Genomic DNA, 25542 nt, shown 5'->3' on the forward strand with positions numbered 1-25542 from the left:
GAGCGGGGATGAAAGAATCGATCACCGGCGAATAGGGCGCGCGCGATGGTTGCGGGGTCAGGATGCGCTGTTTGAGCAGTTCTTCTTCGGTGGGAGGGTAAAAGCGCTCTGACATGACCGGCTCACTTCCTTGTGTGGGGGAGTGAGCCTACGAGGGCGGAAGTGAGGGTTGATATTGGCTTTGTTCGATGGTGCCCGTGGGAAAAGTCAGCGGGTTTGTAATCGCGGAAATGTTGTGAGGGTGTCGCTTTTTACCTGCCGATCAGCCCAGCAGATGCTTGGAAATCAACCGCGAGATTTCCACAATCGAGGTCTTCCCGGTGAATTCAAACTTCACTTTCCCGAGCGAAGAAAAGTAGATCTCCAACTCCGAATCCAGATCAAACGTCCCAGCCGTTTCCACCGAATACGCCACGATGTTCTTGTACGGCAGCGAGGTGAAGTCCTTCTTGCTGCCGGTAATCCCCTGCACGTTGACCGCGATGATGCGTTTGGTGGTGAAGACCACGCCATCGCGCATGGCCTTGTAGGCGTCGACCACTTCTTCGCCGTCCAGCAGCAGCGCCGAGACGCGTTCGGCGTATTCGTTGTTTTGCTTGAGTTTGAAAAAGCCTTTGTTATTGAAGTCGATCATGTGCCTGTCCTTGTGTGTATGCCGTTTTGCTCACGGATCTGTATCTAACACGGGCATTTCGAACACCCTACCATGGCGGACAACCTGACAACCTTGGCCAGATGTTTAGAAAAGCGGAGCCCCATCATGCCTGAACTGTCCAGCTGGCTAGCCTACGCGCTGATCTCCCTCGGCATGGTGCTCACCCCCGGCCCGAACATGATTTACCTCATTTCACGCTCGATCTGCCAGGGGCGCACGGCGGGGTTGATCTCGTTGGGCGGCGTGGCGTTGGGGTTTCTGGTTTACATGCTGTGTGCGGCGCTGGGGATCACGGCGCTGGTGATGGCGGTGCCGTTTGCCTACGACGCCCTGCGTTTTGGCGGTGCGTTGTATCTGCTCTACATGGCCTGGCAGGCCGTGAAGCCGGGCGGGCGTTCACCGTTTCAGGTACGGGACCTGCCTCAAGACAGCCCGCGCAAGCTGTTCACCATGGGCCTGGTGACCAACCTGCTGAACCCCAAGGTAGCGGTGATGTATCTGTCGTTGCTGCCTCAATTCATCGACCCGAATGGCCATGGCAGTGTGCTGACACAATCGTTGGTGCTGGGCTTCACGCAGATTTTTATCAGCGTGAGCGTCAACGCGATGATTGCCACCATGGCCGGTTCCATCGCGGTGTTTTTCGTCACCCGGCCGGGCTGGCAAGTGGTGCAGCGCTGGTTGATGGGTTCGGTGTTGATGGGGTTGGCGGTGCGGATGGCGGTGGAAGGGCGACGCTGAGTCGCGCTTTACAGGATGGCTTTCAGATAGTCCTTGAGTGTGCTGAGCGGGGCATTGAGTGCTTCGAGTGTTGACGCTTGGCGCACGTCCACCGCAAGCCGTTGCAGCTCTCGCCCCATCACGGTATCGGCGCCGCCCAGGGACTTGAGTGCCAGTGTCAGGCACTCATCAACCTTGAGTTGAATAGCCGCCAGATCCCCCTGCCGCACCAACAACCCAAACACCTCGCGGTCATACCCCACCATCACCGGGTCATCGCGCAAAATCGGGCTGCCGCCGTCCGTCTCGTGCACCAGTTTCAGTGCAAAGAGCGCCACCGCTTCCAGCGTCAATTCCATGGTTTCGGTTCCTCGGCGTCTTTTGGGAGGGCGATGATCCCTGTTCTGTAGCGGAAAAAAAAGACCTCGTGCTTCACACTGTCCGCCGCAATGCCGTTGCTTTTGCTCGTTGTGGTGGCCAGTTTTTCTCATTACCATTGGGAACAATTCTTATTCGTAGGGCTGTGTATGCCCCCGCTTCCCGAGCCCGGCACCGTATCTTTGAGCATCAGTAGCCTGTATTGCGCCCATCACGGTTGGATTCAACGCTGGCTGGCGCGAAAACTCGGCAATGTCAGCGATGCCGCCGAGCTGGCTCATGATGTGTTTGTCAGGCTGTTGAGCCACCCGCGTGAGTTCGGCAGCGAAGGGCATGCGCGTGCGTACCTCAGCACCTTGTCGCGCAATGTGTGTGTGGATTTCTTCCGACGCAAGCACGTGGAGCAGGCCTGGCTTGAGGTGTTGGCGAGCCGGCCTGAAGCGTGCGCGCCTTCGGAAGAACACCGCGCATTGGTATTGGAAGCCCTGGTGCATTTGCAGGCGATGCTTGATAGCTTGCCGACCAAGGTGTCCGAGGCATTCTGCCTGGCCCAGATCGAGGGCTTGAGCTATCGCGAGATCGCGTTACGGATTGGCGTGAGCGAGCGCACCGTTAGCAAATACATCGGCCAAGCCATGTTCCAGTGCATGGTGCTGGAGGCTGAGTTGGACGGTGCCTTGGCATGAGCACCAACCCCGGTGGCCTCGACCACGCCACTTTGCAACAGGCCGCCGACTGGTTCGCCCGCCTGAATGCCGAACCCAACGCGTTGCCGCTGCATGAGGCCTGGCGCCAATGGCATGCCCACAGTGAAGTCAACCGTCTGGCCTGGAGCTATGTCGCACGTGTGGGGCAACGCTTTGCACCGTTGCAGGACGATGCCGTGAGTGCCAACAAGACGTTGGAGAGTTTGCGGCAGTCCCAGCGTTCGCGGCGCCAGGTGTTGCGTGGGTTGTCGGTGGTCTTGGGCGGTACGCTGTTGGGGTGGGCCGGTTGGCAGCAGCGTTGGGTGGCGGGGGCTTGGAACGCGGATTTCCATACGAGCACCACGGTGCTGGGCGAGCAGTTGTTGGCCGACGGAACGCGCATTTGGCTCAACAGCGGCACGGCGTTGGATGTGAAATTCAGCGCCGGTCGGCGCGAGTTGAAACTCTACAGCGGCGAAATCCTGATCAATACCGGCAAGGACGGCCGCCCCTTCGTGGTGGATACGCCGCAGGGCCGCGTGCGTCCGCTCGGCACACGCTTCAGCGTGCGTGAACAGGAGGGGCACACGCTGCTCAATGTATTTGAGGGCAGCGTGGAGGCCAGCTGCGGTGACACGGATCAACGCCGCATCATACCGGCGGGGCAGGGCGTTCTATTTGACCGTCAGCACCTGGGCGCAACGCAACGTGCGCAACCTGGGCGTGAGGCTTGGGCAAAAGGTGTGCTGATGGCGAACGATATGCGCCTGGGGGACTTTATCGGCGAACTGGCCAGCTATCGCCATGGCCATCTGGGCATCGACCCGCAGGTCGCCAACCTTCGGGTGATGGGCACGTATCCCCTGCAAGACACCGATCAGGTACTGGCGATGCTGGAGCAGGTCTTGCCCGTGCGCATCGAGCGGCGCTTCGCCTGGTGGACCACGGTGGTTCCGCGCTGATTTTTTTTGCATCGTGTGCTTCCGGTTTTGGTTGCTCATTCGAATTAGTGAAGGACAACGGCTTGATGCCTCCTTCGACCGGAACCGTTTTATGTCCTCATTCCTGCGTAACTCACCACAACCTTTGGCGCTGGCTATCGCGTTTGCCTTGGCCATTCCCACCAGCCTGAGCATGGCGCCACGGGCGGCAGCCGCCGAGCAGGCCAGCGTGCAGGCCTACGATCTGCCGGCCGGCGCCCTGGCTGACCAACTCAACCGGCTCGCCGCCCAGGCCGGCATCTACCTGGCAGGCAATGCCGCGCTGACCGCTGGCAAGACCGGCCCGGCATTGCGCGGCAGCTACACGGTCGACCAGGCACTGCAAACGCTATTGGCAGGCAGTGAGCTGACGGTGGTGCAGACCGGCGAGGGGCGATATCAATTGCAGCCGGGTGCAGGCGGCGCGTTGCAACTGAGTACGGTGTCGATCTCCGGCATGGCGCCGGGTTCGACCACTGAAGGCACCGGCTTGTACACCACGTACTCGTCCAGCAGTTCGACGCGGCTGAACCTGACTCAAAAAGAAACCCCGCAGTCGCTCACGGTCATCACCCGTCAGCGCCTCGACGACCAGAAGCTCACCAACCTCACCGAAGTGCTGGAAGCCACGCCGGGCATCACCGTGCTGCGCGTCGGTGTAGGCGCGGAGAACGATACGTACTGGTCCCGTGGTTTCCAGATCAACAACTTCGAGATCGACGGCGTACCCACCTCGGCGCGTCTGGACAACACCACGCAAAACACCGCCATGTACGACCGTGTTGAAGTGGTGCGCGGCGCCACTGGCCTGATCAGCGGCTCGGGCACGCCCTCGGCGACCATCAACCTGATCCGCAAGCGCCCGACCGCCGAAGCCCAGGCCAGCATCACGGGCGAGGCGGGCAGTTGGGACCGTTATGGCACGGGCTTCGATGTGTCCGGGCCTTTGAACGACAGCGGCAATGTTCGCGGACGCCTGGTGGTGGACTACAAGAAACAGAACTCCTGGGTTGATCGCGTCAACACCGACTCGCAACTGGTGTACGGCATTTCCGAGTTCGACCTGAGCGACGCCACCATGCTCACGGTGGGTTTCAGCTATATCAACAACCAGGTCAACGACCCGCTGCGCACCGGCTTCCAGATGTTCTACAGCAACGGCAACCGCACCCATTTCAGCCGCTCCGCCAACAGCGCGCCGGACTGGGCGTACAACGACCGCAAGCAGACCAACGTCTTCACCTCCATCGAGCACCAGTTCGACAACGGCTGGAGCGGCAAGGTGGAAGTCAGCCATACCCAGAACCAGTTCGATGAACTGATCAACTACATGAACGGTGATATCGATCAGGCCACGGGTGCGGGCGCTTATCTGTACCCCAACCGCTGGTCCGGTACACCGCGCCAGAACAACCTCGATGCCTACCTCACCGGACCCTTCAGCCTGCTCGGCCGCGAGCATGAGTTGATCGCCGGCGTCACGATGTCGCGCTACAACGAAAACACCCCGAGCCACGGCGGTTGGTTCGGCTCCTGGACCGGCTACGACGGCACGGTGCCCAACATCTTCAACTGGAATGGCAGCGGCGCCAATCGCCCGGACACCACGCCGGTGGGCAAGACCCACATCGAAGAAAACCAATACGCCGCCTACCTGACCTCGCGCTTTCATGTCACCGACAACACCGCGGTCATCCTCGGCAGCCGCGTCACCAACTGGAAGCGCAACAACGAATCCAGCGTGTACGCTGACCCGACCCAAGACACCGAAAGCAAGGAAACCCGCAACGGCGTTTTCCTGCCCTACGCGGGTATCGTCTACGACCTGAGCGAAACGTGGGCGGTGTACGCCAGCTACACCAAAATCTTCAACCCGCAGGCCTATGGCGTCCACGACGAAAACAACAAAGCCCTCGACCCGCAGGAAGGCACCGGCTATGAAGTCGGGGTGAAAGGCAGCTTCAACGACGACAAACTCAACGCCAGCCTGGCGCTGTTCAAGATCGACCAGGACAACCTCGCGGTGTACGTGCGCGCGCCGGACATCTACCGCCTGGAGCAAGGCACCACCACCCAAGGCGTCGAACTGGAACTCAACGGTGAACTGAGCGAAGGCTGGCAAGCGTCGGCGGGCTATGCGTACAGCGTGAGCACCAACCAGGACGATCAGCGCATTGTCACCACCAGCCCACGGCACAGCCTCAAGACCTTCACCACATACCGCCTGCCAGGTGTGCTCGACAAGATCACCGTGGGCGGTGGCGTGAACTGGCAGAGCAAGACGGGGATGGACCTGCACACGTTCGATCAGGGCAGTTATGCGCTGACCAATTTGATGGCGCGGTATGACATCAGTAAGAATTTGAGTGCGACGTTGAACGTGAACAACGTGTTTGATCGCAGCTACTACGCGTATGCGGATAGTTGGAGTGTTTATGGTGCGCCGCGTAATGTTATGACGAGTTTTAAGTATACGTTTTGAATCGCGCCTGATTCGCTAGACGCCTTGCAGGCCGGTTTGGCGAATGAGGTAGTGTTCAAGCGTGTGTTTAGGTCGGTGAGTTGAGGTTGTGTTTCAAGGTGGAGAGGGCGGTGAGCAGTGATTTCGCTGGCTGCCCACTTTTCGACAGGCGAAAAAAAAGACCTTGAATTTCAAGGTCTTTTTTTAAGATGGTGCCCCGAGGGAGACTCGAACTCCCACTCCTTTCGAAAACGGATTTTGAATCCGCCGCGTCTACCAATTCCGCCATCAGGGCTCAATGGCGGCGAAGTATAGAGAGGTGATTACCGTTGGTCAATCACGTTTCATGGTCAATTTTCACTATTTCCGCTAGACTTCCCGGCCCTGCTAGACGAACCCCATCATGCGCGTTGCTGACTTTACTTTTGAGCTCCCTGATTCGCTGATCGCTCGCCACCCGTTGGCCGAGCGTCGCGCCAGTCGACTGCTGACCCTGGACGGGGTGAGCGGTGCCCTCGCACACCGTCAATTCACTGATTTGCTTGAGCATTTGCGCCCAGGCGATCTGATTGTGTTCAACAATACCCGGGTGATTCCGGCTCGCCTTTTTGGCCAGAAAGCTTCCGGCGGCAAGCTGGAAATCCTGGTGGAGCGGGTGCTGGACAGCCATCGCGTGCTGGCCCATGTGCGCTCCAGCAAGTCGCCGAAACCGGGTTCGAGCATCCTCATCGATGGCGGTGGCGAAGCCGAGATGGTGGCGCGCCATGATGCGTTGTTCGAGCTCAAGTTCGCCGAGGAAGTATTGCCGTTGCTGGAGCGCGTCGGCCATATGCCGCTGCCTCCTTATATAGACCGCCCCGACGAAGACGCGGACCGCGAGCGCTATCAAACCGTGTACTCCCAGCGACTTGGTGCAGTGGCCGCGCCGACTGCCGGGCTGCACTTTGATCAGCCGCTGCTGGATGCGATTGCCGCCAAGGGCGTCGAAACGGCTTATGTGACCCTGCACGTGGGGGCCGGTACGTTTCAGCCGGTGCGTGTGGACAAGATCGAAGACCACCATATGCACAGCGAGTGGCTGGAAGTCAGCCAGGAAGTGGTGGATGCGGTGGCCGCGTGCAAGGCGCGCGGCGGTCGGGTGGTTGCCGTGGGCACCACCAGCGTGCGTTCGCTGGAGAGTGCGGCGCGTGATGGCGTGCTCAAGCCGTTCAGTGGCGACACCGATATCTTTATTTTCCCGGGCCGGCCGTTCCATGTGGTCGATTGCCTGGTGACCAACTTCCATTTGCCGGAATCCACACTGTTGATGCTGGTGTCGGCATTTGCCGGTTACCCGGAAACCATGGCCGCTTATCAAGCCGCCATCGCCAACGAGTACCGTTTTTTCAGCTACGGTGATGCGATGTTTATCACCCGTAACCCGGCGCCGCGCGGCCCTGAGGAACAATCATGAGTCGTATGTCGTTTGAATTGCTGGCCACGGATGGTAAAGCTCGCCGCGGCCGTTTGACCTTCCCACGCGGCACCGTTGAGACCCCGGCCTTCATGCCGGTGGGTACCTACGGCACCGTTAAAGGCATGCTGCCGCGTGACATCGTCGCCACCGGCGCCGAGATCATCCTCGGCAACACCTTCCACCTGTGGCTGCGCCCGGGCACGGAAGTGATCAAGAAGCACGGCGACCTGCATGACTTCATGAAGTGGCAAGGCCCGATCCTGACCGACTCGGGTGGTTTCCAGGTGTTCAGCTTGGGCGCCATGCGCAAGATCAAGGAGGAGGGCGTGACCTTCGCCTCGCCGGTGGACGGCGCCAAAGTGTTCATGGGGCCAGAAGAGTCGATGCAGGTGCAGCGTGACCTGGGTTCCGACATCGTGATGATTTTCGACGAGTGCACCCCGTACCCGGCCGATGAAGACGTCGCGCGGATTTCCATGGAATTGTCCCTGCGTTGGGCCCAGCGTTCGAAGAGTGCCCACGGCGACAATACGGCCGCGCTGTTCGGTATCGTGCAGGGCGGCATGCATGAAAGCCTGCGCAAGCGCTCGCTGGAAGGCCTCGACAAGATTGGCTTTGACGGCCTGGCCATCGGCGGTCTGTCGGTGGGCGAGCCCAAGCACGAGATGATCAAGGTGCTGGATTACCTGCCGGGCCTGATGCCCGCTGACAAACCTCGTTACCTTATGGGCGTTGGCAAACCGGAGGATCTCGTAGAGGGTGTGCGCCGCGGTGTGGACATGTTCGATTGCGTGATGCCAACCCGTAATGCCCGCAATGGGCATCTGTTCATCGATACAGGCGTGCTGAAGATCCGTAACGCGTTCCATCGCCATGATGATTCGCCGCTGGATCCCACCTGTGATTGCTACACCTGCCAGAACTTCTCCCGTGCTTATCTGCACCATCTGGACAAGTGCGGGGAAATGCTGGGTAGCATGTTGAATACCATCCACAATTTGCGTCACTACCAAGTCCTGATGGCTGGTTTGCGCGAGGCTATTCAACAGGGTACATTGGCCGCCTTCGTCGATGCCTTCTATGCCAAGCGCGGGCTCCCTGTGCCGCCCTTGGACTGAGTTTTCCGACCCTAAGATTCACTATTTGCAACTGGAGTGCTAAATGAGCTTTTTTATCTCTAACGCCATGGCTGATGCCGCTGCGCCTGCCGCTGCCGGTCCTATGGGCGGTGGTTTCGAGTGGATTTTCCTGGTCGGCTTCCTGGTCATCTTCTACCTGATGATCTGGCGTCCACAGGCCAAGCGCGCCAAAGAGCAGAAAAACCTGCTGGGCAGCCTGCAAAAAGGTGACGAAGTTGTGACCACCGGCGGTATCGCTGGCAAGATCACCAAGGTTTCCGACGCTTTCGTGGTTCTGGAAGTCTCCGACACCGTAGAAATGAAGTTCCAGAAGGGCGCCATCGCCGCCACGCTGCCAAAAGGCACGCTCAAAGCGATCTAAAGTAACAACCTTTACCAATCGACGGGGCGCGCAAGGCGCCCCGCGTTATAAGCGGGCGGCGTGATGCTGAACAAATACCCTCTGTGGAAATACGTACTGATCCTGGCGGTGCTGGCGATCGGTTTTATTTATTCCGCTCCCAATCTCTATCCTGATGACCCGGCGATCCAGATCACTGGCGCCAGCACTTCGCTGCAAGTCAATCAGGCTGACCTGGAGCGCGCGAGCAAAGCGCTCACCGATGCGGGCATCCAGGTCAAGGCGGCAACATTGGCGGCTGATGCGAAGGGCGGTTTGTTGCGCCTGACGAAGGCAGAAGACCAATTGCCGGCCAAAGACGTCGTGCGCAAGGCCATGGGTGACGACTACGTGGTCGCGCTCAACCTGGCACAGACCACGCCAAAATGGCTGCGCAGCATTGGCGCGCACCCGATGAAGCTGGGTCTGGACTTGTCCGGTGGTGTGCACTTCCTGCTGGAAGTCGACATGGACAAGGCCCTCGACGCACGCCTGAAAGTCTACGAAGGCGACGTGAAGAGCCTGCTGCGCAAAGAGAAGTTGCGTTATCGCAGCCTGCCGCAGCTCAACGGTGCCATCCAGCTGGGCTTCTCTGATGAGGCGTCCCGTGAACAGGCCCGTGCACTGGTTCGCAAGAACTTCAATGATTTCGACATCGTACCGGCCGACCTGAACGGTCAACCTGTGCTGCGTCTGGCGATGACCCCGGCCAAGCTGGCGGAAATCCGCGAATACTCCATCAAGCAGAACTTGACCACGGTACGTAACCGCGTCAATGAGCTGGGTGTGGCCGAGCCGATCGTTCAGCGCCAAGGCGCCAACCGCATCGTGGTTGAGCTGCCGGGCGTACAGGACACCGCTGAAGCCAAGCGTATCCTGGGTAAAACCGCCAACCTGGAATTCCGTCTGGCCGCTGAGCCGGGTGCTACCCGTGCCACTGCCGAGGAGTTCGAGTTCCGCGAAGGTAACCGTCCACCTGCACTGATCGAACGTGGCTTGATCATTACCGGTGACCAGGTAACCGACGCCAAGGCAGGTTTTGACTCGCAGCACGGCACCCCCGAAGTGAACATCCGTCTGGATGGCCACGGTGGCGACCTGATGAGCCGCGCCACGCGCAGCAACGTTGGTCGCAGCATGGCGGTGATCTTCATCGAGCAGCGTCCGGTTACCACTTACACCAAGCAAGTGGTCGACGGTGTAGAGAAAGACGTACCGGTACAGACCTTCAAGGAAGAGAAGAAGATCATCAGCCTGGCGACCATCCAGTCGCCGCTGGGTGCTCAATTCCGCATCACCGGCCTGAATGGCCAGGGCGAGTCGTCCGAACTGGCGCTGCTGTTGCGTGCCGGTGGCCTGGCTGCCCCGATGTACTTCGCTGAAGAACGTACCATCGGCCCGAGCCTGGGTGCTGACAACATCACCAAGGGTATCGACGCGGCCTTGTGGGGCATGCTGTTCGTGTCCCTGTTCATCATCGCCATCTACCGCTTCTTCGGCATCATCGCCACCGTGGCCCTGGCGGGCAACATGGTGATGCTGCTGGCCCTGATGTCGCTGCTGGGCGCTACCCTGACCTTGCCAGGTATCGCCGGTATCGTACTGACCATGGGTATGGCGGTAGACGCCAACGTGCTGATCTTCTCGCGGATTCGTGAAGAGATCGCGGCGGGCATGACCGTACAGCGTGCAATCAACGAAGGCTTCGGCCGGGCATTTACCGCGATTCTCGACTCCAACTTGACCACTTTGCTGGTCGGCGGGATTCTCTTTGCCATGGGCACAGGCCCGGTCAAGGGTTTTGCGGTGACCATGTCCCTCGGTATCTTTACCTCGATGTTCACGGCCATCATGGTGACCCGCGCAATGGTCAACCTGATCTTTGGCGGGCGTGACTTCAAGAAGTTGTGGATTTAAGGGGCTGCCATGTTACGTACAATCAACTTCATGGGCGTTCGCAACGTTGCGTTCGGCGTCACCGTGCTCCTTACCGTCCTGGCGTTGTTCAGCTGGTTCCATAAGGGCCTGAACTACGGTCTGGACTTCACCGGCGGTACGCTCATCGAGCTGACCTACGAGAAGCCGGCCGATGTGACGCTGGTGCGCAACGAGCTGGTCAAGGCCGGCTATCACGAAGCCATCGTGCAGAGCTTTGGTGCAACCACCGACCTGCTGGTGCGTATGCCGGGCGAAGACCCGCAACTGGGTCACCAGGTGGCCGAGGCCTTGCAGAAGGTCGGTGGCGACAACCCGGCGTCGGTCAAGCGCGTCGAGTTTGTCGGCCCGCAAGTGGGTGAAGAGCTGCGCGACCAGGGCGGCCTCGGCATGCTGATGGCGCTGGTCGGTATCATGATCTACCTGGCGTTCCGCTTTCAGTGGAAGTTCGGTGTCGGCGCCATTGTGTCGCTGATCCACGACGTGATCGTGACCGTGGGTATCCTGGCGTACTTCCAGGTGACCTTCGACCTGACCGTCCTGGCGGCTGTGCTGGCGATCATTGGTTACTCCCTCAACGATACCATCGTGGTATTCGACCGGGTTCGCGAGAACTTCCGCGTACTGCGCAAGGCGTCGTTGATCGAGAACATCAACGTTTCCACCACCCAGACCCTGCTGCGGACCATGGCGACGTCGATCTCCACCTTGCTGGCGATCGCGGCCCTGATGATCTTTGGTGGCGACAACCTGTGGGGCTTCTCCCTGGCGCTGTTCATTGGCGTTCTGGCGGGTACCTACTCGTCGATCTACATCGCCAACGTGGTGCTGATCTGGCTGAACCTCAACAGCGAAGACCTGATCCCTCCGGCCAGTACTGGCAAGGAGGTCGACGACCGCCCTTGATGGGCGTTTGTTGATCCGCTGTTACAAAGAAGGCACGAGTATTGAACTCGTGCCTTTTTTTTTGCTCCAAGGCTGGGTATAGCGCGGACGTTTCGGTCCGTTTGTGATGGTCAGGAGGTTCACGTGAACAAGTCGTTGCTGGTTGGTGCGGTATTGGGTGCTGTCGGTGTGACTGCCGGGGGTGCTGTTGCCACCTACAGCCTGGTAAAAAGCGGCCCTGAGTATGCGCAAGTGCTGGCGGTGCAGCCGGTCAAGACCCAGATCAAAACCCCGCGCGAGGTCTGCAAAGACGTCGCCGTAACCCGGCAGAAGCCGGTTCAGGATCAACATCAGATCGTCGGTACCGTCGTGGGTGCCCTGGCCGGTGGCCTGCTGGGCAACCAGGTCGGCGGCGGTAATGGCAAGAAGCTGGCCACCGTGGCCGGTGCAGTGGGTGGTGGTTATGCCGGGAACAAGGTTCAGGAAGGTATGCAGAACCGCGATACCTACACCACCACGCAGACCCGTTGTAACACCGTCAACGACATCAGCGACAAGGTGGTCGGTTATGACGTGCGTTACACCCTGGATGGCAAAGAGGGTTCGGTGCGCATGGAGCGTGACCCGGGCAACCAGATTCCGGTCGACAAAGAAGGTCGCTTGATTCTCGGTCAGAACCAGCAGTAATCCCTAAGTCTGGTGTGGTTCAAAATGTGGGAGCGGGCTTGCCCGCGAAAGCGGAGTGTCAGTCGCTGGATGTATTGACTGATCCACCGCATTCGCGGGCAAGCCCGCTCCCACATTGGGTGTATGTTGTGGCAGGAAATGCAGCGTCACCCTAATCCCAGGCATAAAAAAGCACCCCGAAGGGTGCTTTTTTGTGCCCGCTCGCTTAGCGCTTCAGCGAAGCCGGCAGGTGCGGCTGAATCGCCGTCAGCACTGCCTTGAAGCATTTGGTGTTGCCAGCAACCACGTGACCTTTCTCAAGGAAGTCGTGACCGCCGGTGAAATCGCTCACCAGACCGCCCGCTTCCTGGATCAGCAGGGCGCCTGCCGCCATGTCCCACTCGGACAGGCCCGACTCCCAGAACGCATCGAAGCGACCAGCGGCCACATAAGCCAAGTCCAGGCTCGCAGCGCCTGCGCGACGGATGCCGGCGGTCTGGCCAACCAGGGCGCGGAACATGCCCAGGTAGTTTTCCAGGTTGTCCATCTGGTCATCGCGGAATGGGAAGCCGGTGCCCAGCAGGGCGCCGTCCAGGCTGGTGCGGCCGCTGACGCGCAGGCGACGACCATTCAGTTGGGCGCCACGGCCACGGCTGGCGGTGAATTCTTCTTGGCGGACGGGGTCCAGAACAACGGCGTGTTCCAGGCGGCCACGGTATTTGCACGCGATGCTCACGGCAAAGTGCGGGATTCCGCGCAGGAAGTTGGTGGTGCCATCCAGTGGGTCGATGATCCACAGGTAGTCTTCGCCTTCACCGCTGCCTTTGTGCAGGCCGGTTTCTTCACCGAGGATGCCGTGGGTAGGGTAGGCCTTGCGCAGGGCGTCGATGATTTTCTGTTCGGCGGCGCGATCCACCTCGGATACGTAATCCTTGGCGTCTTTTTCGTCGACCTTGATGGTATCCAGGCGCTCGATGGAGCGGAAGATCAATTCACTGGCGCTGCGGGCGGCGCGCAGCGCGATATTCAGCATGGGCTGCATGGATGTGTCACCTAAGGTTGTTAAAGAAAGCCGAGCATTCTAGCAGAAACTTTCTTCAGGTGAAGGACGACGTTAGCTTTCATGGCATAACCTTAGGCTGTTCTGTAAGATTTGCTCCCCTTTCCCGTGTCCGAGAGCGCCTCCCTTGCTGCAAAACATTCGTGTCGTCTTGGTCAATACCAGTCATCCCGGCAACATCGGCGGGGTGGCGCGAGCCATGAAAAACATGGGGTTGACGCGCCTGGTGCTGGTCGAGCCCCGCGTGTTCCCGCATCACGAGGCCGATGCCCGTGCATCCGGCGCCAATGACATCCTTGAAAACGCCCAGGTCGTCGCCACCTTGGAAGATGCGTTGGTCGGCTGCAACCTGGTGCTCGGCACCAGCGCTCGCGACCGCCGCATCCCCTGGCCGCTACTGGACCCGCGCGAATGCGGGACCAAAGTGGTGGAAGAGGCCGCTGGCGGCGCTGAAATCGCCTTGGTCTTTGGTCGTGAAGATTCCGGCCTGACCAATGAAGAGCTGCAGCGATGTCATTACCACGTGCACATTCCATCAGACCCTGGGTTCAGCTCGCTGAACCTCGGGGCAGCGGTGCAGGTGTTGACCTACGAAGTGCGCATGGCCTGGCTGGCCGCTGCTGGCCAGCCGAGCAAGGTGGAGAAGGAAGAGGTTGCCTCGACCAAGAGTGGCGAGTTGGCCACCATGGACGAGCTGGAGCGGTTCTATGAACACCTGGAGCAAACCCTGGTGGCCATCGAGTTTCTCGATCCTGAAAAGCCACGGCACTTGATGGCTCGCCTGCGTCGACTTTACGGACGTAGCTCGGTCAGTCGGGCAGAAATGAATATATTGCGTGGCATCCTCACGGAAACCCAGAAGGCGGCCCGTGGCGAGCTTCTTAAGCGGAAGGATTAAAAATGTTCGAGCGTTTGCGAGAAGATATCCAGAGTGTTTTCCACCGTGACCCGGCGGCGCGCAACGCCTTTGAAGTGCTGACCTGCTACCCCGGCATGCATGCGATCTGGATTCACCGCTTGTCCGGCGCCCTGTGGGGCATGGGCTGGAAATGGCTGGCGCGGCTGGTGTCGAACTTCGGGCGTTGGCTGACCGGGATCGAGATTCACCCGGGTGCCAAGGTGGGCCGCCGCTTCTTTATCGACCATGGCATGGGCATCGTGATTGGCGAAACGGCCGAGATCGGCGATGACGTGACCCTTTATCAGGGCGTGACCCTGGGCGGCACCAGCTGGAACAAAGGCAAGCGCCACCCGACGCTGGGTGATGGCGTGGTGGTGGGGGCGGGCGCCAAGGTGCTCGGTCCTTTCACGGTTGGCGCGGGGGCGAAGGTTGGCTCCAATGCGGTGGTGACCAAGGCTGTGCCACCGGGCGCTACCGTTGTCGGCATCCCGGGTCGCATCATCGTCAAGCCTGAAGTGGGCGATGAGCAGGAAGCCAAGCGCAAGGCCATGGCCGAGAAGATCGGCTTTGATGCCTATGGCGTCAGTGAGGACATGCCCGACCCTGTGGCGCGCGCCATTGGCCAGTTGCTCGATCATCTGCAGGCTGTGGATGGCAAGCTGGACGGCATGTGTGGTGCGTTGAAGGACTTGGGTAGCCCCTACTGTGCGAAAGATCTGCCTGAGTTGCGCGAGGAAGACTTTGCCGAGATCAAGGCCGAAACCAACCAGCAGGCCAGCTGAAATACTCCCTTGTAGGAGCCCGGCTTGCCGGCGATGGCGTCCTCAGGGTCGCAATCGCCTGCAAGCCGGGCTCCTACAAGGCGTACGCTTTATCGGCTACATGATGTTGAATGTGCCATTACCCCTCGCACCCTGCTATGATTCGCGCGCCCTTTTTACGGGTAATCCTGACTAAAGTACTAGGTCTTATAGTTGACTTAAATACTCGGGAATCGCATACTTGCTCCCATTCTGAAACACCTTGGTACTTGTCCATGAGACTGACTACAAAAGGCCGATACGCGGTGACCGCCATGCTTGACCTGGCCTTGCACGCGCAAACTGGGCCGGTGTCCCTGGCCGATATCTCCGAGCGCCAAGGCATTTCCCTGTCCTATCTCGAGCAACTGTTCGCCAAATTGCGCCGCAGCAACCTGGTCTCCAGTGTGCGTGGGCCAGGTGGCGGCTATCAGTTGTCCCGCGACATGCAGGGTATCCAGGTAGCGCAGGTGATCGATGCGGTCAACGAATCCGTCGATGCCACCAAATGTCAGGGTTTGGGTGATTGCCACGCCGGTGACACCTGCCTGACGCACCACCTGTGGTGTGACTTGAGCCTGCAGATCCATGAGTTTTTGAGTGGTATCAGCTTGGCTGATCTTGTAACTCGCCGTGAGGTGCAAGAAGTAGCCCAGCGTCAGGACCAGCGCCGTTGCAACACCAAGGCGCCGCGTCTGGACAAGATTGAAGCGTCCGCCGTCGAGTGACAGCCGAAGAGCTAACGGCACGCCAGCCAGCCTGATTTAGGAGAAAGTCCATGAAATTGCCGATTTACCTTGATTACTCTGCGACCACCCCGGTTGATCCGCGTGTCGCGCAAAAGATGAGCGAATGCCTGCTGGTTGACGGAAACTTCGGCAACCCGGCCTCCCGTTCCCACGTATTCGGCTGGAAAGCCGAGGAAGCGGTCGAGAACGCTCGTCGTCAGGTCGCCGACCTGGTTAACGCCGATCCACGCGAAATCGTCTGGACTTCCGGTGCTACCGAGTCCGACAACCTGGCAATCAAGGGCGCGGCGCATTTCTACGCGACCAAAGGCAAGCACCTGATCACCACCAAGATTGAGCACAAGGCTGTCTTGGACACCATGCGCCAACTGGAGCGTGAAGGTTTCGAGGTCACCTACCTTGAGCCAACCACCGACGGTATCGTCACCCCGGCCATGATCGAAGCGGCCCTGCGTGAAGACACCATCCTGGTTTCCGTGATCCACGTGAACAACGAAATCGGCACCATCAACGACATCGCGGCCATCGGCGAGCTGACCCGCTCCAAGGGTGTGCTGCTGCACGTCGACGCTGCCCAGTCCACCGGCAAGGTCGATATCGACCTGTCGAAACTGAAAGTCGACTTGATGTCGTTCTCTGCCCACAAGACCTATGGCCCTAAAGGCATCGGCGCCCTGTACGTGAGCCGCAAGCCACGAGTGCGCATCGAAGCCACCATGCACGGCGGCGGTCACGAGCGCGGCATGCGTTCGGGCACCCTGGCGACCCACCAGATCGTTGGCATGGGCGAAGCCTTCCGCGTAGCCAAGGAAGACATGGCTGCCGAAAACATCCGTATCAAAGCCCTGAGCGACCGCTTCTACAAGCAGGTCGAAGGCCTCGAAGAGTTGTACATCAACGGCAGCATGACCGCCCGTGTACCGCACAACCTGAATTTGAGCTTCAACTACGTCGAAGGCGAGTCGCTGATCATGGCGCTCAAGGACCTGGCGGTTTCGTCCGGTTCGGCCTGCACCTCGGCGTCCCTTGAGCCTTCGTACGTGCTGCGCGCCCTGGGCCGCAACGACGAACTGGCACACAGCTCGATCCGCTTTACGTTCGGCCGTTTCACCACCGAAGAGCAAGTCGACTACGCCGCGCAAAAAGTCTGCGAAGCCGTCAACAAGCTGCGCGTTCTGTCGCCGCTGTGGGACATGTACAAAGACGGTGTCGATATTTCCAAGATCGAGTGGGCGGCACACTAACTATAGAAGCCGCCACCCCAGCTCTGTAGGAACGTGGCGGAAAACGCAGGCGTTTCTACAGGGTTCCAGAGCGGCCCTGATGAGTGAGGATTCAGTACCATGGCTTACAGCGAAAAGGTCATCGACCACTACGAAAACCCGCGTAACGTCGGCAAGATGGACGCGGAAGACCCAGATGTCGGCACCGGCATGGTCGGCGCTCCGGCGTGCGGCGACGTCATGCGCCTGCAGATCAAGGTCAATGACAACGGCGTTATCGAAGACGCCAAGTTCAAGACTTACGGCTGCGGTTCTGCCATCGCCTCCAGCTCCCTGGCGACCGAATGGATGAAAGGCAAGACCCTGGATGAGGCTGTCACTATCAGCAACACCCAGCTGGCCGAAGAACTGGCCCTGCCGCCAGTGAAAATCCACTGCTCGGTACTCGCAGAAGACGCCATCAAGGCGGCCGTGCGCGACTACAAGCAGAAGAAAGGCTTGATCTAAGCAATTTGGCGACGAGTAAGGAGTCAACGATGGCTATCAGCATGACAGAAGCGGCTGCGCAGCACATTCGCCGCTCCCTGAATGGGCGCGGTAAAGGTGAGGGGATTCGTCTGGGTGTTCGCACCACGGGCTGTTCCGGCCTTGCCTACGTGCTGGAGTTTGTCGACGAGGTGGTTGCGGAAGACCAGGTGTTCGAAAGTCACGGCGAAAAAGTGATCATCGACCCTAAAAGCCTGACCTACCTGGACGGCACCGAACTCGATTTCGTCAAGGAAGGGTTGAACGAAGGCTTCAAGTTCAACAACCCCAACGTGCGCGGTGAATGTGGCTGCGGCGAAAGCTTCAACATCTGAGGCTATTCGTGGGTACTCCTTGTCATTTCGCTTTATTCGAGCTGCAGCCGAGCTTTCGCCTGGACCTCGATCAGCTTGCTGCGCGCTACCGAGAGCTGGCGCGTGGCGTGCATCCAGATCGCTTTGCTGACGCCTCCGAGCGTGAGCAGCGCGTGGCGCTGGAGAAATCGGCCAGCCTCAACGAAGCCTATCAGACGCTGAAAAACCCGCCCAAGCGTGCGCGCTATCTGCTCGCCATGAACGGTGGGGAGTTGCCGTTGGAAGTCACGGTGCACGACCCGGACTTCCTGATGCAGCAGATGCAGTGGCGCGAAGAGCTCGAAGACTTGCAGGACGAAGCCGATCTGGCGGGTGTCGCGGTCTTCAAGCGTCGTCTGAAAACGGCCCAGGATGCGCTCAACGAAAGCTTCGCAGCCTGTTGGGATGATGCGGCGCAACGCGAGCAGGCCGAACGCCTGATGCGGCGCATGCAGTTCCTCGACAAGCTCACCTACGAAGTGCGCCAGCTAGAAGAGCGCCTCGACGATTAACCCCGTGTGCTGCCCGTGATGCACGCCTGATAGACAGATAAGACCTGATTACCATGGCCCTACTGCAAATCGCCGAACCCGGCCAAAGCCCTCAACCGCACCAGCGTCGCCTGGCGGTCGGGATTGACCTGGGCACCACCAATTCCCTGGTTGCTGCCCTGCGCAGCGGCTTGTCCGAGCCGTTGCCTGACGCGGATGGCCAGGTGATCCTGCCGTCTGCCGTGCGCTACCACGCTGATCGCACCGAAGTCGGTGAGTCGGCCAAGCTGGCGGCGTCTACCGACCCTCTGAATACCGTGCTGTCGGTCAAGCGCTTGATGGGTCGTGGTCTGTCCGACGTCAAGCAACTGGGCGACCAGCTGCCGTACCGTTTTGTCGGTGGCGAATCCCATATGCCGTTCATCGACACCGTCCAGGGCCCGAAAAGCCCGGTGGAAGTGTCGGCCGATATCCTCAAGGTGCTGCGCCTGCGCGCGGAAAGCACGTTGGGCGGCGAACTGGTCGGCGCGGTGATCACTGTGCCTGCTTACTTCGATGACGCCCAGCGCCAAGCCACCAAGGACGCGGCAAAACTCGCCGGCCTGAACGTGTTGCGCCTGCTCAACGAGCCGACTGCAGCAGCCGTGGCTTATGGCCTGGACCAGCACGCGGAAGGCCTGGTTGCCATTTATGACCTGGGCGGCGGCACCTTTGATATTTCGATCCTGCGCCTGACCGGCGGTGTCTTCGAAGTGCTTGCTACCGGTGGCGACAGTGCCTTGGGCGGCGATGACTTCGACCATGCCATCGCAGGCTGGATCATCAGCAGCGCCGGCTTGTCGGCCGACCTGGATCCGGGCGCGCAGCGCAACTTGCTGCAAACTGCCTGCGCCGCCAAGGAAGCACTGACGGATGCTGCAACGGTTGAAGTGTCCTACGGCACCTGGTCGGCCCAACTGACTCGTGAAGCCTTCGATACGTTGATCGAGCCGATGGTTGCCCGCAGCCTTAAAGCCTGCCGCCGCGCCGTGCGCGATTCCGGTATCGAGCTGGAAGACGTCGGTGCCGTGGTCATGGTCGGTGGCTCTACCCGCGTGCCGCGCGTGCGTGAAGCGGTTGCTGAAGCCTTCGGTCGCCAGCCGCTGACGGAAATCGACCCGGATCAAGTCGTGGCCATTGGTGCAGCGATCCAGGCCGATACCCTGGCTGGCAACAAGCGCGATGGTGGCGAACTGCTGCTGCTCGATGTGATTCCGTTGTCCTTGGGTCTGGAAACCATGGGCGGTCTGATGGAGAAGGTGATTCCGCGCAACACCACCATCCCCGTCGCCCGTGCCCAGGACTTCACCACCTACAAAGATGGCCAGACGGCCATGATGATTCATGTGCTGCAAGGCGAGCGCGAGCTGATCAGCGACTGCCGCTCCCTGGCACGCTTTGAATTGCGCGGTATCCCGGCCATGGTCGCGGGCGCAGCAAAGATTCGCGTGACCTTCCAGGTCGACGCCGACGGCCTGCTGAATGTGGCTGCGCGCGAGCTGGGCTCGGGTGTTGAAGCCAGTATCCAGGTCAAGCCGTCCTACGGCCTCACCGACGGTGAAATCGCCAAGATGCTCAAGGATTCGTTCCAGTATGCCGGTGACGACAAGGTCGCCCGCGTGCTGCGTGAGCAGCAAGTCGACGCCCAGCGCCTGCTTGAGGCTGTGCAGGGCGCCCTTGAGGTCGACGGCGAGCGTCTGCTGGATGCCGAAGAGCGCCTGGTCATCGACCTGCAGATGCAGGAGCTGGCCGAACTGATGAAGGGCACCGATGGTTATGCCATCGAGCAACAGACCAAGCGCCTGTCGCAAGTGACCGATGCCTTTGCCGCCCGTCGTATGGACCAGACGGTAAAAGCCGCCCTGGCGGGACGCAACCTGAATGAAATCGAGGAATAATTAATGCCGCAGGTCATTTTTCTGCCACACGCCGAGCATTGCCCGGACGGTATGGTCGTGGAGGCTGAGACCGGCAAGTCCATCCTCGAAGTTGCCCATGACAACCACATCGAGATCGAGAGTGCCTGCGGCGGTGTCTGCGCCTGCACCACTTGTCACTGCATCATCCGCGAAGGTTTCAATACGCTGGAAGAGGCCGACGAGCTGGAGGAGGACTTTCTTGACCGCGCATGGGGCCTGGAAGCCCATTCGCGCCTAAGCTGTCAGGCAAAGGTCGGAACGGAAGACATTACTGTCGAAATCCCGAAATATTCCCTCAACCATGCCGCCGAAGCGCCGCATTGATTCAAGGAAATGTCATGAGCCTGAAATGGGTTGATGTACAAGAAATCGCCATTCTGTTGGCGGATGGTCATCCGGACCTGGACCCTTATTCGCTGAACTTTGTTGCTTTGCGTGACATGGTCATGGCATTGCCAGGGTTCGAAGATGAGCGTGATCGCGGCGGTGAGAAGGTCCTGGAAGCTATTCAGACTGCCTGGAAAGAAGAACAGGACTGACGCCTCCTTTACGCAGTTAGGCAATACCCAATAACCCGCGTATAATTCGCGGGTTTAATTTTTCGTAAATTACCGTTTCTGGAGTTACACCATGGCTGTTCAACGTACTTTCTCCATCATCAAGCCTGACGCTGTTGCAAAAAACGTCATCGGCGAGATCACCACTCGTTTCGAAAAAGCCGGCCTGAAGGTTGTAGCTTCGAAACTCAAGCAACTGTCCAAAGCTGAAGCTGAAGGCTTCTACGCTGAGCACAGCGCTCGTGGTTTCTTCGGCGACCTGGTTGCCTTCATGATCTCCGGTCCTGTTGTTGTTCAGGTTCTGGAAGGCGAAAACGCTATCGCTCTGAACCGTGAGCTGATGGGCGCTACCAACCCTAAAGAAGCGGCTGCCGGCACCATCCGTGCTGACTTCGCCGAGTCCATCGACGCCAACGCTGTTCACGGTTCGGACTCCGAAGCCGCTGCTGCCCGCGAAATCGCTTACTTTTTCGCTGCTACTGAAGTAACCGCTCGCTAAGCATCGGCTTAAAGAGTGAGGGTGAATCCATGACTACATCGACTGTTAAAACCAACCTGCTGGGTCTGACTCAGCCGGAAATGGAGAAATTCTTCGACTCAATCGGGGAGAAGCGTTTCCGTGCCGGTCAGGTAATGAAGTGGATTCACCACTTTGGCGTCGACGATTTCGACGCCATGACGAACGTCAGCAAGGCCCTGCGCGACAAGCTCAAGGCCATTGCCGAGGTCCGTGGTCCCGAAGTGGTCAGCGAGGACATCTCCAGCGACGGCACCCGTAAGTGGGTGGTGCGCGTGGCGTCCGGCAGCTGCGTCGAGACCGTCTACATTCCCCAGGGCAAGCGCGGCACTTTGTGCGTTTCGTCCCAGGCAGGCTGTGCCCTGGACTGCAGTTTCTGCTCCACCGGCAAGCAAGGCTTCAACAGCAACCTCACCGCCGCCGAAGTCATCGGCCAAGTGTGGATTGCCAACAAATCCTTTGGCAGCGTCCCGGCGACCGTCGACCGTGCCATCACCAACGTGGTGATGATGGGCATGGGTGAGCCGCTGCTGAACTTCGACAACGTCATTTCGGCCATGCACCTGATGATGGACGACCTGGGCTACGGCATCTCCAAGCGCCGCGTGACCCTGTCGACCTCCGGCGTGGTACCGATGATTGATGAGCTGGCCAAGCACATCGACGTCTCCCTGGCGCTGTCGCTGCACGCACCCAATGACGCATTGCGTAACCAATTGGTGCCGATCAACAAGAAGTATCCGCTTAAGATGCTGCTCGAATCTTGCCAGCGCTACATGGCGACCTTGGGCGAAAAGCGTGTGTTGACCATTGAGTACACCCTGCTCAAGGACATCAACGACAAGGTCGAGCACGCGATCGAGATGATCGAGTTGCTCAAGGATACCCCGTGCAAGATCAACCTGATTCCGTTTAACCCGTTTCCCCATTCTGGCTACGAGCGGCCGAGCAACAACGCCATCCGCCGTTTCCAGGATCAACTGCACCAGGCTGGCTACAACGTCACCGTCCGCACCACCCGTGGTGAAGACATCGACGCCGCCTGTGGCCAATTGGTAGGGCAGGTGATGGACCGCACCCGCCGCAGCGAACGTTATATCGCCGGACGCGAACAGAACGCCGCCGACGATTTGCCGCTGATCGCTGTGAATCGAATCTGAGAGAGGATCTCTATGCCCTTGCGCCTTGCGCTGCTTTTGCTTGTTACCGGTCTTGCGGCCGGTTGTGTTTCATCGGGCCATGACAGCCCTTTGCAAACCGGTAAAGGCCGTGACGAGGCGCGAGTTGCCTATGTGCAACTGGGTTTGGGTTACCTGCAGCAAGGCATGAGCGAACAGGCCAAGGTGCCGTTGAAGAAGGCTCTTGAGCTCGACAGCGACGATGCCGACGCCAATGCGGCCCTGGCCCTGGTGTTCCAGGCCCAGGCCGAGCCTGAATTGGCCGATCAGTATTTCCAGAAGGCCTTGGCCACCCGTCCCGCCGATGCGCGGCTGCTGAACAACTACGGCAGCTTCCTCTTCGCGCACAAGCGGTATGACCAGGCCGCCCGTTATTTCCAGCAAGCCGCTGCCGATACCCTCTATCCTGAGCGTTCGCGGGTGTTCGAGAACCTTGGGGTGACCTCGATGCGCCTCGGCCAGCGCGACAGCGCCCGTCAGCATCTGGAAAAAGCCCTGCACTTGAACAGTCGCCAGCCACGTGCGTTGCTCGAAATGGCTGAGATGTCTTACGAAGACAGGCATTATGTGCCGGCACGTGACTATTACGAGCGTTTTAGCCTGCTCAGCGGGCAAAATGCACGTAGTCTATTGCTCGGTGTGCGCCTGGCGACGGTTCATGAAGAACGCGACACGGCCGCACGTTTTGGCCAGCAACTCGAACGACTCTATCCCGGTACGCCGGAATATCAGCAATACCTGTCGGAGCAATGATGAAAGCGGCGCACCCGGAAGTTGTAGCAGCTAATCGCGTAAACCCAGGCGAGACCTTGCGTCAGGCCCGCGAAAGCAATGGCTGGTCGCTGGCAGAAGTGGCCCTCAAGCTCAATTTGACCAGTACATCCCTGGCCAACCTGGAAGCCGGCGCGTTCGACAAGCTGCCTGGGCATACCTTTGCCCGCGGCTATATCCGCGCCTACGCCAAGTTGCTGGGCATTGACCAGGCCGTTCTGGTCCAAGAATTCGACCAGTTCACCGGTACGGACTCTCAGGGCAGCAATGTGCATGGCCTGGGCCGTATCGAAGAGCCGGTGCGGGTTTCCCACACTATTTTGCGCATCGTCAGCCTGTTGTTGCTGATCGCCGTGATCGGCGGCGGCTTCGTCTGGTGGCAAGACCAGACGTCCCAGCGCAACAAGGACCTGACCAGCAACGCCATGGAGCACGTCGAAGTCGAAAGCGCCGACGGCACCACCCAGATTCATCCGCTGGACGAGCCGGAAGACCAGGCCGTCGCCGAGAGCCAGGCTGCGCCTGAAGCACCTGCTGCCACCGAGCAGCCAGCGCCTGAAACCGCACCCGCCGCCACCGCCGCCGTGCCCGCCCCGGCAACACCGGCTGCACCGGCCCATACCCCGGCGGCTCCCGTTGCCCAGGCCCATACGCCTGCCGCGCCGGTTCAAGCGCCAGCGACCCCTGCGCCAGCCACACCGGCTGCGCCAGCGATTTCACCACCCACCACCCCTGCATTGATCGCGGGCGACGGGCGTATCCAGATTACCTTCATCGCTGACTGCTGGACGCAAGTCACCGATGGCAATGGCAAAGTGCTGTTTAGCGGTCTGAAGCGTAAGGGAGATACTCTTGACCAGGGCGGCAAGCCTCCTTTGACGCTGCGTCTGGGCTTTGCCCGTGGCGCGCAAGTGGCCTACAACGGCCAGCCTGTGGACGTAGCGCCGTTCACCAGTGGCGAGACCGCTCGCCTGAAGTTGGGACAATAGTCATGCACGGCGAATCTCCAATCAAACGTCGCGTATCGCGCAAGATCTGGGTCGGCTCGGTGCCGGTGGGTGGCGACGCCCCCATCGCGGTACAGAGCATGACCAACAGCGACACCAATGATGTGGCTGCCACCGTTGCCCAGATCAACCGTCTGGAAGCGGCTGGCGTGGACATCGTGCGCGTCTCCGTGCCGGACATGGACGCTGCCGAAGCCTTTGGTCGCATCAAGCAACTGGTCAAGGTGCCACTGGTTGCCGACATCCACTTCGACTACAAGATCGCGTTGCGTGTAGCCGAACTGGGCGTTGATTGCCTGCGGATCAACCCGGGCAACATCGGTCGTGAAGACCGCGTGCGTGCCGTGGTGGACGCCGCCCGTGATCGCGGGATTCCGATTCGCATCGGCGTGAACGCCGGTTCCCTGGAAAAAGACCTGCAGAAAAAATACGGTGAGCCGACACCGGCTGCGCTGGTTGAATCGGCGTTGCGCCACGTCGAGCACCTTGAACGCCTGAATTTCCAGGACTTCAAGGTCAGCGTAAAGGCCTCCGACGTGTTCATGGCGGTGGAAGCCTACCGCCTGCTGGCCAAGGAAATCGTGCAGCCCCTGCACCTGGGTATCACTGAAGCAGGCGGTTTGCGCTCAGGCACAGTGAAATCTGCGGTGGGTCTCGGTATGCTGCTCGCCGAAGGGATTGGCGATACCATCCGCATCTCCCTGGCGGCAGACCCGGTAGAGGAAGTGAAAGTCGGTTACGACATTCTCAAGTCCCTGCATTTGCGTTCCCGTGGCATCAACTTCATTGCCTGCCCGAGCTGCTCGCGGCAGAACTTCGACGTGGTGAAAACCATGAACGAACTGGAAGGGCGCCTCGAGGACCTGCTGGTGCCGCTGGATGTTGCGGTCATCGGGTGCGTGGTCAACGGCCCGGGTGAAGCCAAAGAGGCACACATCGGGTTGACCGGCGGTACGCCGAACCTGATCTACATCGACGGCAAGCCGTCGCAGAAGCTAACGAATGACAATCTGGTGGATGAGCTCGAAAGACTGATCCGCGAGAAAGCGGCCGAGAAGGTCGCGGCTGACGCAGCGCTGATCGCGCGCGGCTGATTGAACGAATTTAAGGAT

The 25542-nt window shown here is 59.7% G+C and carries 28 protein-coding genes and 1 tRNA gene; 25 read left to right on the forward strand and 4 right to left on the reverse strand.

What is annotated here, in order from left to right; translation table 11 throughout:
• Positions 1 to 262: 262 nt before the first annotated feature.
• Positions 263 to 634, reverse strand: coding sequence for a PH domain-containing protein (locus HX803_RS14725; RefSeq protein ID WP_176997007.1), 372 nt, complete (start codon positions 632 to 634; stop codon positions 263 to 265).
• 126 nt (positions 635 to 760) lie between these two features.
• Between HX803_RS14725 and HX803_RS14730 the strand changes: the two genes are divergently transcribed.
• Positions 761 to 1396 (forward strand): LysE family translocator, encoded by a 636-nt coding sequence (locus HX803_RS14730; RefSeq protein WP_178921603.1) that lies wholly within the window; start codon positions 761 to 763, stop codon positions 1394 to 1396.
• 8 nt (positions 1397 to 1404) lie between these two features.
• On the opposite strand, the gene HX803_RS14735 is transcribed toward HX803_RS14730, so the two are convergent.
• Positions 1405 to 1734, reverse strand: a complete 330-nt coding sequence (locus HX803_RS14735; RefSeq protein ID WP_178921604.1) for a hypothetical protein — start codon at positions 1732 to 1734, stop codon at positions 1405 to 1407.
• 168 nt (positions 1735 to 1902) lie between these two features.
• On the opposite strand from HX803_RS14735, the gene HX803_RS14740 reads away from it, so the two are divergent.
• The 3 genes from HX803_RS14740 (at position 1903) to HX803_RS14750 (ending at position 5901) form a co-directional block, all read left to right on the forward strand.
• On the forward strand, positions 1903 to 2439 hold the full coding sequence (locus HX803_RS14740) for a sigma-70 family RNA polymerase sigma factor (protein WP_178921605.1): 537 nt from the start codon (positions 1903 to 1905) through the stop codon (positions 2437 to 2439).
• Entirely contained in the window at positions 2436 to 3401 is a 966-nt protein-coding gene (locus HX803_RS14745; RefSeq protein WP_178921606.1) for a FecR domain-containing protein, read from the forward strand. Before HX803_RS14740 ends, HX803_RS14745 begins: the two co-directional genes overlap by 4 nt.
• 91 nt (positions 3402 to 3492) lie before the next feature.
• Entirely contained in the window at positions 3493 to 5901 is a 2409-nt protein-coding gene (locus tag HX803_RS14750) for a TonB-dependent siderophore receptor (RefSeq protein ID WP_178921607.1), read from the forward strand.
• A 189-nt stretch (positions 5902 to 6090) separates the two neighbouring features.
• Here the strand turns inward: HX803_RS14750 and HX803_RS14755 are convergent.
• Positions 6091 to 6175: transfer RNA gene (locus HX803_RS14755), tRNA-Leu, on the reverse strand.
• A gap of 108 nt (positions 6176 to 6283) precedes the next feature.
• Between HX803_RS14755 and queA the strand changes: the two genes are divergently transcribed.
• From queA to HX803_RS14785, 6 genes are all read left to right on the forward strand, one after another.
• Entirely contained in the window at positions 6284 to 7333 is a 1050-nt protein-coding gene (queA, locus tag HX803_RS14760; RefSeq protein WP_178921608.1) for a tRNA preQ1(34) S-adenosylmethionine ribosyltransferase-isomerase QueA, read from the forward strand.
• Between the two features lie 5 nt (positions 7334 to 7338).
• On the forward strand, positions 7339 to 8454 hold the full coding sequence (gene tgt, locus HX803_RS14765; protein WP_178921838.1) for a tRNA guanosine(34) transglycosylase Tgt: 1116 nt from the start codon (positions 7339 to 7341) through the stop codon (positions 8452 to 8454).
• 43 nt (positions 8455 to 8497) lie between these two features.
• A complete protein-coding gene (yajC, locus tag HX803_RS14770) occupies positions 8498 to 8836 on the forward strand; it encodes a preprotein translocase subunit YajC (RefSeq protein ID WP_003175975.1) in 339 nt (112 codons plus the stop codon).
• A gap of 63 nt (positions 8837 to 8899) precedes the next feature.
• Positions 8900 to 10771, forward strand: a complete 1872-nt coding sequence (secD, locus tag HX803_RS14775) for a protein translocase subunit SecD (protein WP_178921609.1) — start codon at positions 8900 to 8902, stop codon at positions 10769 to 10771.
• Between the two features lie 9 nt (positions 10772 to 10780).
• Positions 10781 to 11695 (forward strand): protein translocase subunit SecF, encoded by a 915-nt coding sequence (gene secF, locus HX803_RS14780; protein WP_178921611.1) that lies wholly within the window; start codon positions 10781 to 10783, stop codon positions 11693 to 11695.
• A 123-nt stretch (positions 11696 to 11818) separates the two neighbouring features.
• The gene (locus HX803_RS14785; protein ID WP_178921613.1) at positions 11819 to 12361 is read left to right on the forward strand and encodes a glycine zipper 2TM domain-containing protein; all 543 of its coding nucleotides are present in this window, start codon (positions 11819 to 11821) and stop codon (positions 12359 to 12361) included.
• 205 nt (positions 12362 to 12566) lie between these two features.
• Here HX803_RS14785 and suhB read toward each other — a convergent pair whose 3' ends face one another.
• Positions 12567 to 13382: an inositol-phosphate phosphatase gene (gene suhB / locus HX803_RS14790; protein ID WP_003175971.1), complete on the reverse strand. Its 816-nt coding sequence runs from the start codon at positions 13380 to 13382 to the stop codon at positions 12567 to 12569.
• A gap of 145 nt (positions 13383 to 13527) precedes the next feature.
• On the opposite strand from suhB, the gene trmJ reads away from it, so the two are divergent.
• From trmJ to ispG, 15 genes are all read left to right on the forward strand, one after another.
• The gene (gene trmJ, locus HX803_RS14795) at positions 13528 to 14298 is read left to right on the forward strand and encodes a tRNA (cytosine(32)/uridine(32)-2'-O)-methyltransferase TrmJ (protein WP_178921615.1); all 771 of its coding nucleotides are present in this window, start codon (positions 13528 to 13530) and stop codon (positions 14296 to 14298) included.
• 2 nt (positions 14299 to 14300) lie between these two features.
• Positions 14301 to 15083 carry a serine O-acetyltransferase gene (cysE, locus tag HX803_RS14800; protein ID WP_178921617.1) on the forward strand — a complete coding sequence of 261 codons (783 nt, stop codon included), beginning with the start codon at positions 14301 to 14303 and terminating at the stop codon, positions 15081 to 15083.
• Between the two features lie 254 nt (positions 15084 to 15337).
• Complete coding sequence (iscR, locus tag HX803_RS14805; protein WP_003194020.1) at positions 15338 to 15829, forward strand: Fe-S cluster assembly transcriptional regulator IscR; 492 nt, start codon at positions 15338 to 15340, stop codon at positions 15827 to 15829.
• Between the two features lie 50 nt (positions 15830 to 15879).
• Positions 15880 to 17094, forward strand: coding sequence for an IscS subfamily cysteine desulfurase (locus tag HX803_RS14810; RefSeq protein WP_176997020.1), 1215 nt, complete (start codon positions 15880 to 15882; stop codon positions 17092 to 17094).
• A 99-nt stretch (positions 17095 to 17193) separates the two neighbouring features.
• Positions 17194 to 17580: a Fe-S cluster assembly scaffold IscU gene (iscU, locus tag HX803_RS14815; protein WP_010207899.1), complete on the forward strand. Its 387-nt coding sequence runs from the start codon at positions 17194 to 17196 to the stop codon at positions 17578 to 17580.
• A gap of 29 nt (positions 17581 to 17609) precedes the next feature.
• Positions 17610 to 17933 carry an iron-sulfur cluster assembly protein IscA gene (gene iscA, locus HX803_RS14820; RefSeq protein ID WP_003175963.1) on the forward strand — a complete coding sequence of 108 codons (324 nt, stop codon included), beginning with the start codon at positions 17610 to 17612 and terminating at the stop codon, positions 17931 to 17933.
• Between the two features lie 8 nt (positions 17934 to 17941).
• Positions 17942 to 18463 (forward strand): co-chaperone HscB, encoded by a 522-nt coding sequence (hscB, locus tag HX803_RS14825; protein WP_178921619.1) that lies wholly within the window; start codon positions 17942 to 17944, stop codon positions 18461 to 18463.
• A gap of 53 nt (positions 18464 to 18516) precedes the next feature.
• The gene (gene hscA, locus HX803_RS14830) at positions 18517 to 20379 is read left to right on the forward strand and encodes a Fe-S protein assembly chaperone HscA (protein WP_178921621.1); all 1863 of its coding nucleotides are present in this window, start codon (positions 18517 to 18519) and stop codon (positions 20377 to 20379) included.
• A 3-nt stretch (positions 20380 to 20382) separates the two neighbouring features.
• A complete protein-coding gene (fdx, locus tag HX803_RS14835) occupies positions 20383 to 20724 on the forward strand; it encodes an ISC system 2Fe-2S type ferredoxin (RefSeq protein WP_017736823.1) in 342 nt (113 codons plus the stop codon).
• Positions 20725 to 20738: 14 nt separating this feature from the next.
• On the forward strand, positions 20739 to 20939 hold the full coding sequence (iscX, locus tag HX803_RS14840; protein ID WP_123715338.1) for a Fe-S cluster assembly protein IscX: 201 nt from the start codon (positions 20739 to 20741) through the stop codon (positions 20937 to 20939).
• Positions 20940 to 21030: 91 nt separating this feature from the next.
• Positions 21031 to 21456, forward strand: coding sequence for a nucleoside-diphosphate kinase (ndk, locus tag HX803_RS14845; RefSeq protein ID WP_060754319.1), 426 nt, complete (start codon positions 21031 to 21033; stop codon positions 21454 to 21456).
• 29 nt (positions 21457 to 21485) lie between these two features.
• On the forward strand, positions 21486 to 22634 hold the full coding sequence (rlmN, locus tag HX803_RS14850) for a 23S rRNA (adenine(2503)-C(2))-methyltransferase RlmN (RefSeq protein WP_178921624.1): 1149 nt from the start codon (positions 21486 to 21488) through the stop codon (positions 22632 to 22634).
• A 12-nt stretch (positions 22635 to 22646) separates the two neighbouring features.
• Entirely contained in the window at positions 22647 to 23405 is a 759-nt protein-coding gene (pilW, locus tag HX803_RS14855) for a type IV pilus biogenesis/stability protein PilW (protein ID WP_178921625.1), read from the forward strand.
• The gene (locus tag HX803_RS14860) at positions 23405 to 24412 is read left to right on the forward strand and encodes a RodZ family helix-turn-helix domain-containing protein (protein WP_178921628.1); all 1008 of its coding nucleotides are present in this window, start codon (positions 23405 to 23407) and stop codon (positions 24410 to 24412) included. Before pilW ends, HX803_RS14860 begins: the two co-directional genes overlap by 1 nt.
• A 2-nt stretch (positions 24413 to 24414) precedes the next feature.
• Positions 24415 to 25524 carry a flavodoxin-dependent (E)-4-hydroxy-3-methylbut-2-enyl-diphosphate synthase gene (gene ispG / locus HX803_RS14865; protein ID WP_025859271.1) on the forward strand — a complete coding sequence of 370 codons (1110 nt, stop codon included), beginning with the start codon at positions 24415 to 24417 and terminating at the stop codon, positions 25522 to 25524.
• Positions 25525 to 25542 lie beyond the last annotated feature (18 nt).

It is taken from the genome of Pseudomonas sp. P7548 (assembly GCF_013386585.1).
Lineage (GTDB): Bacteria > Pseudomonadota > Gammaproteobacteria > Pseudomonadales > Pseudomonadaceae > Aquipseudomonas.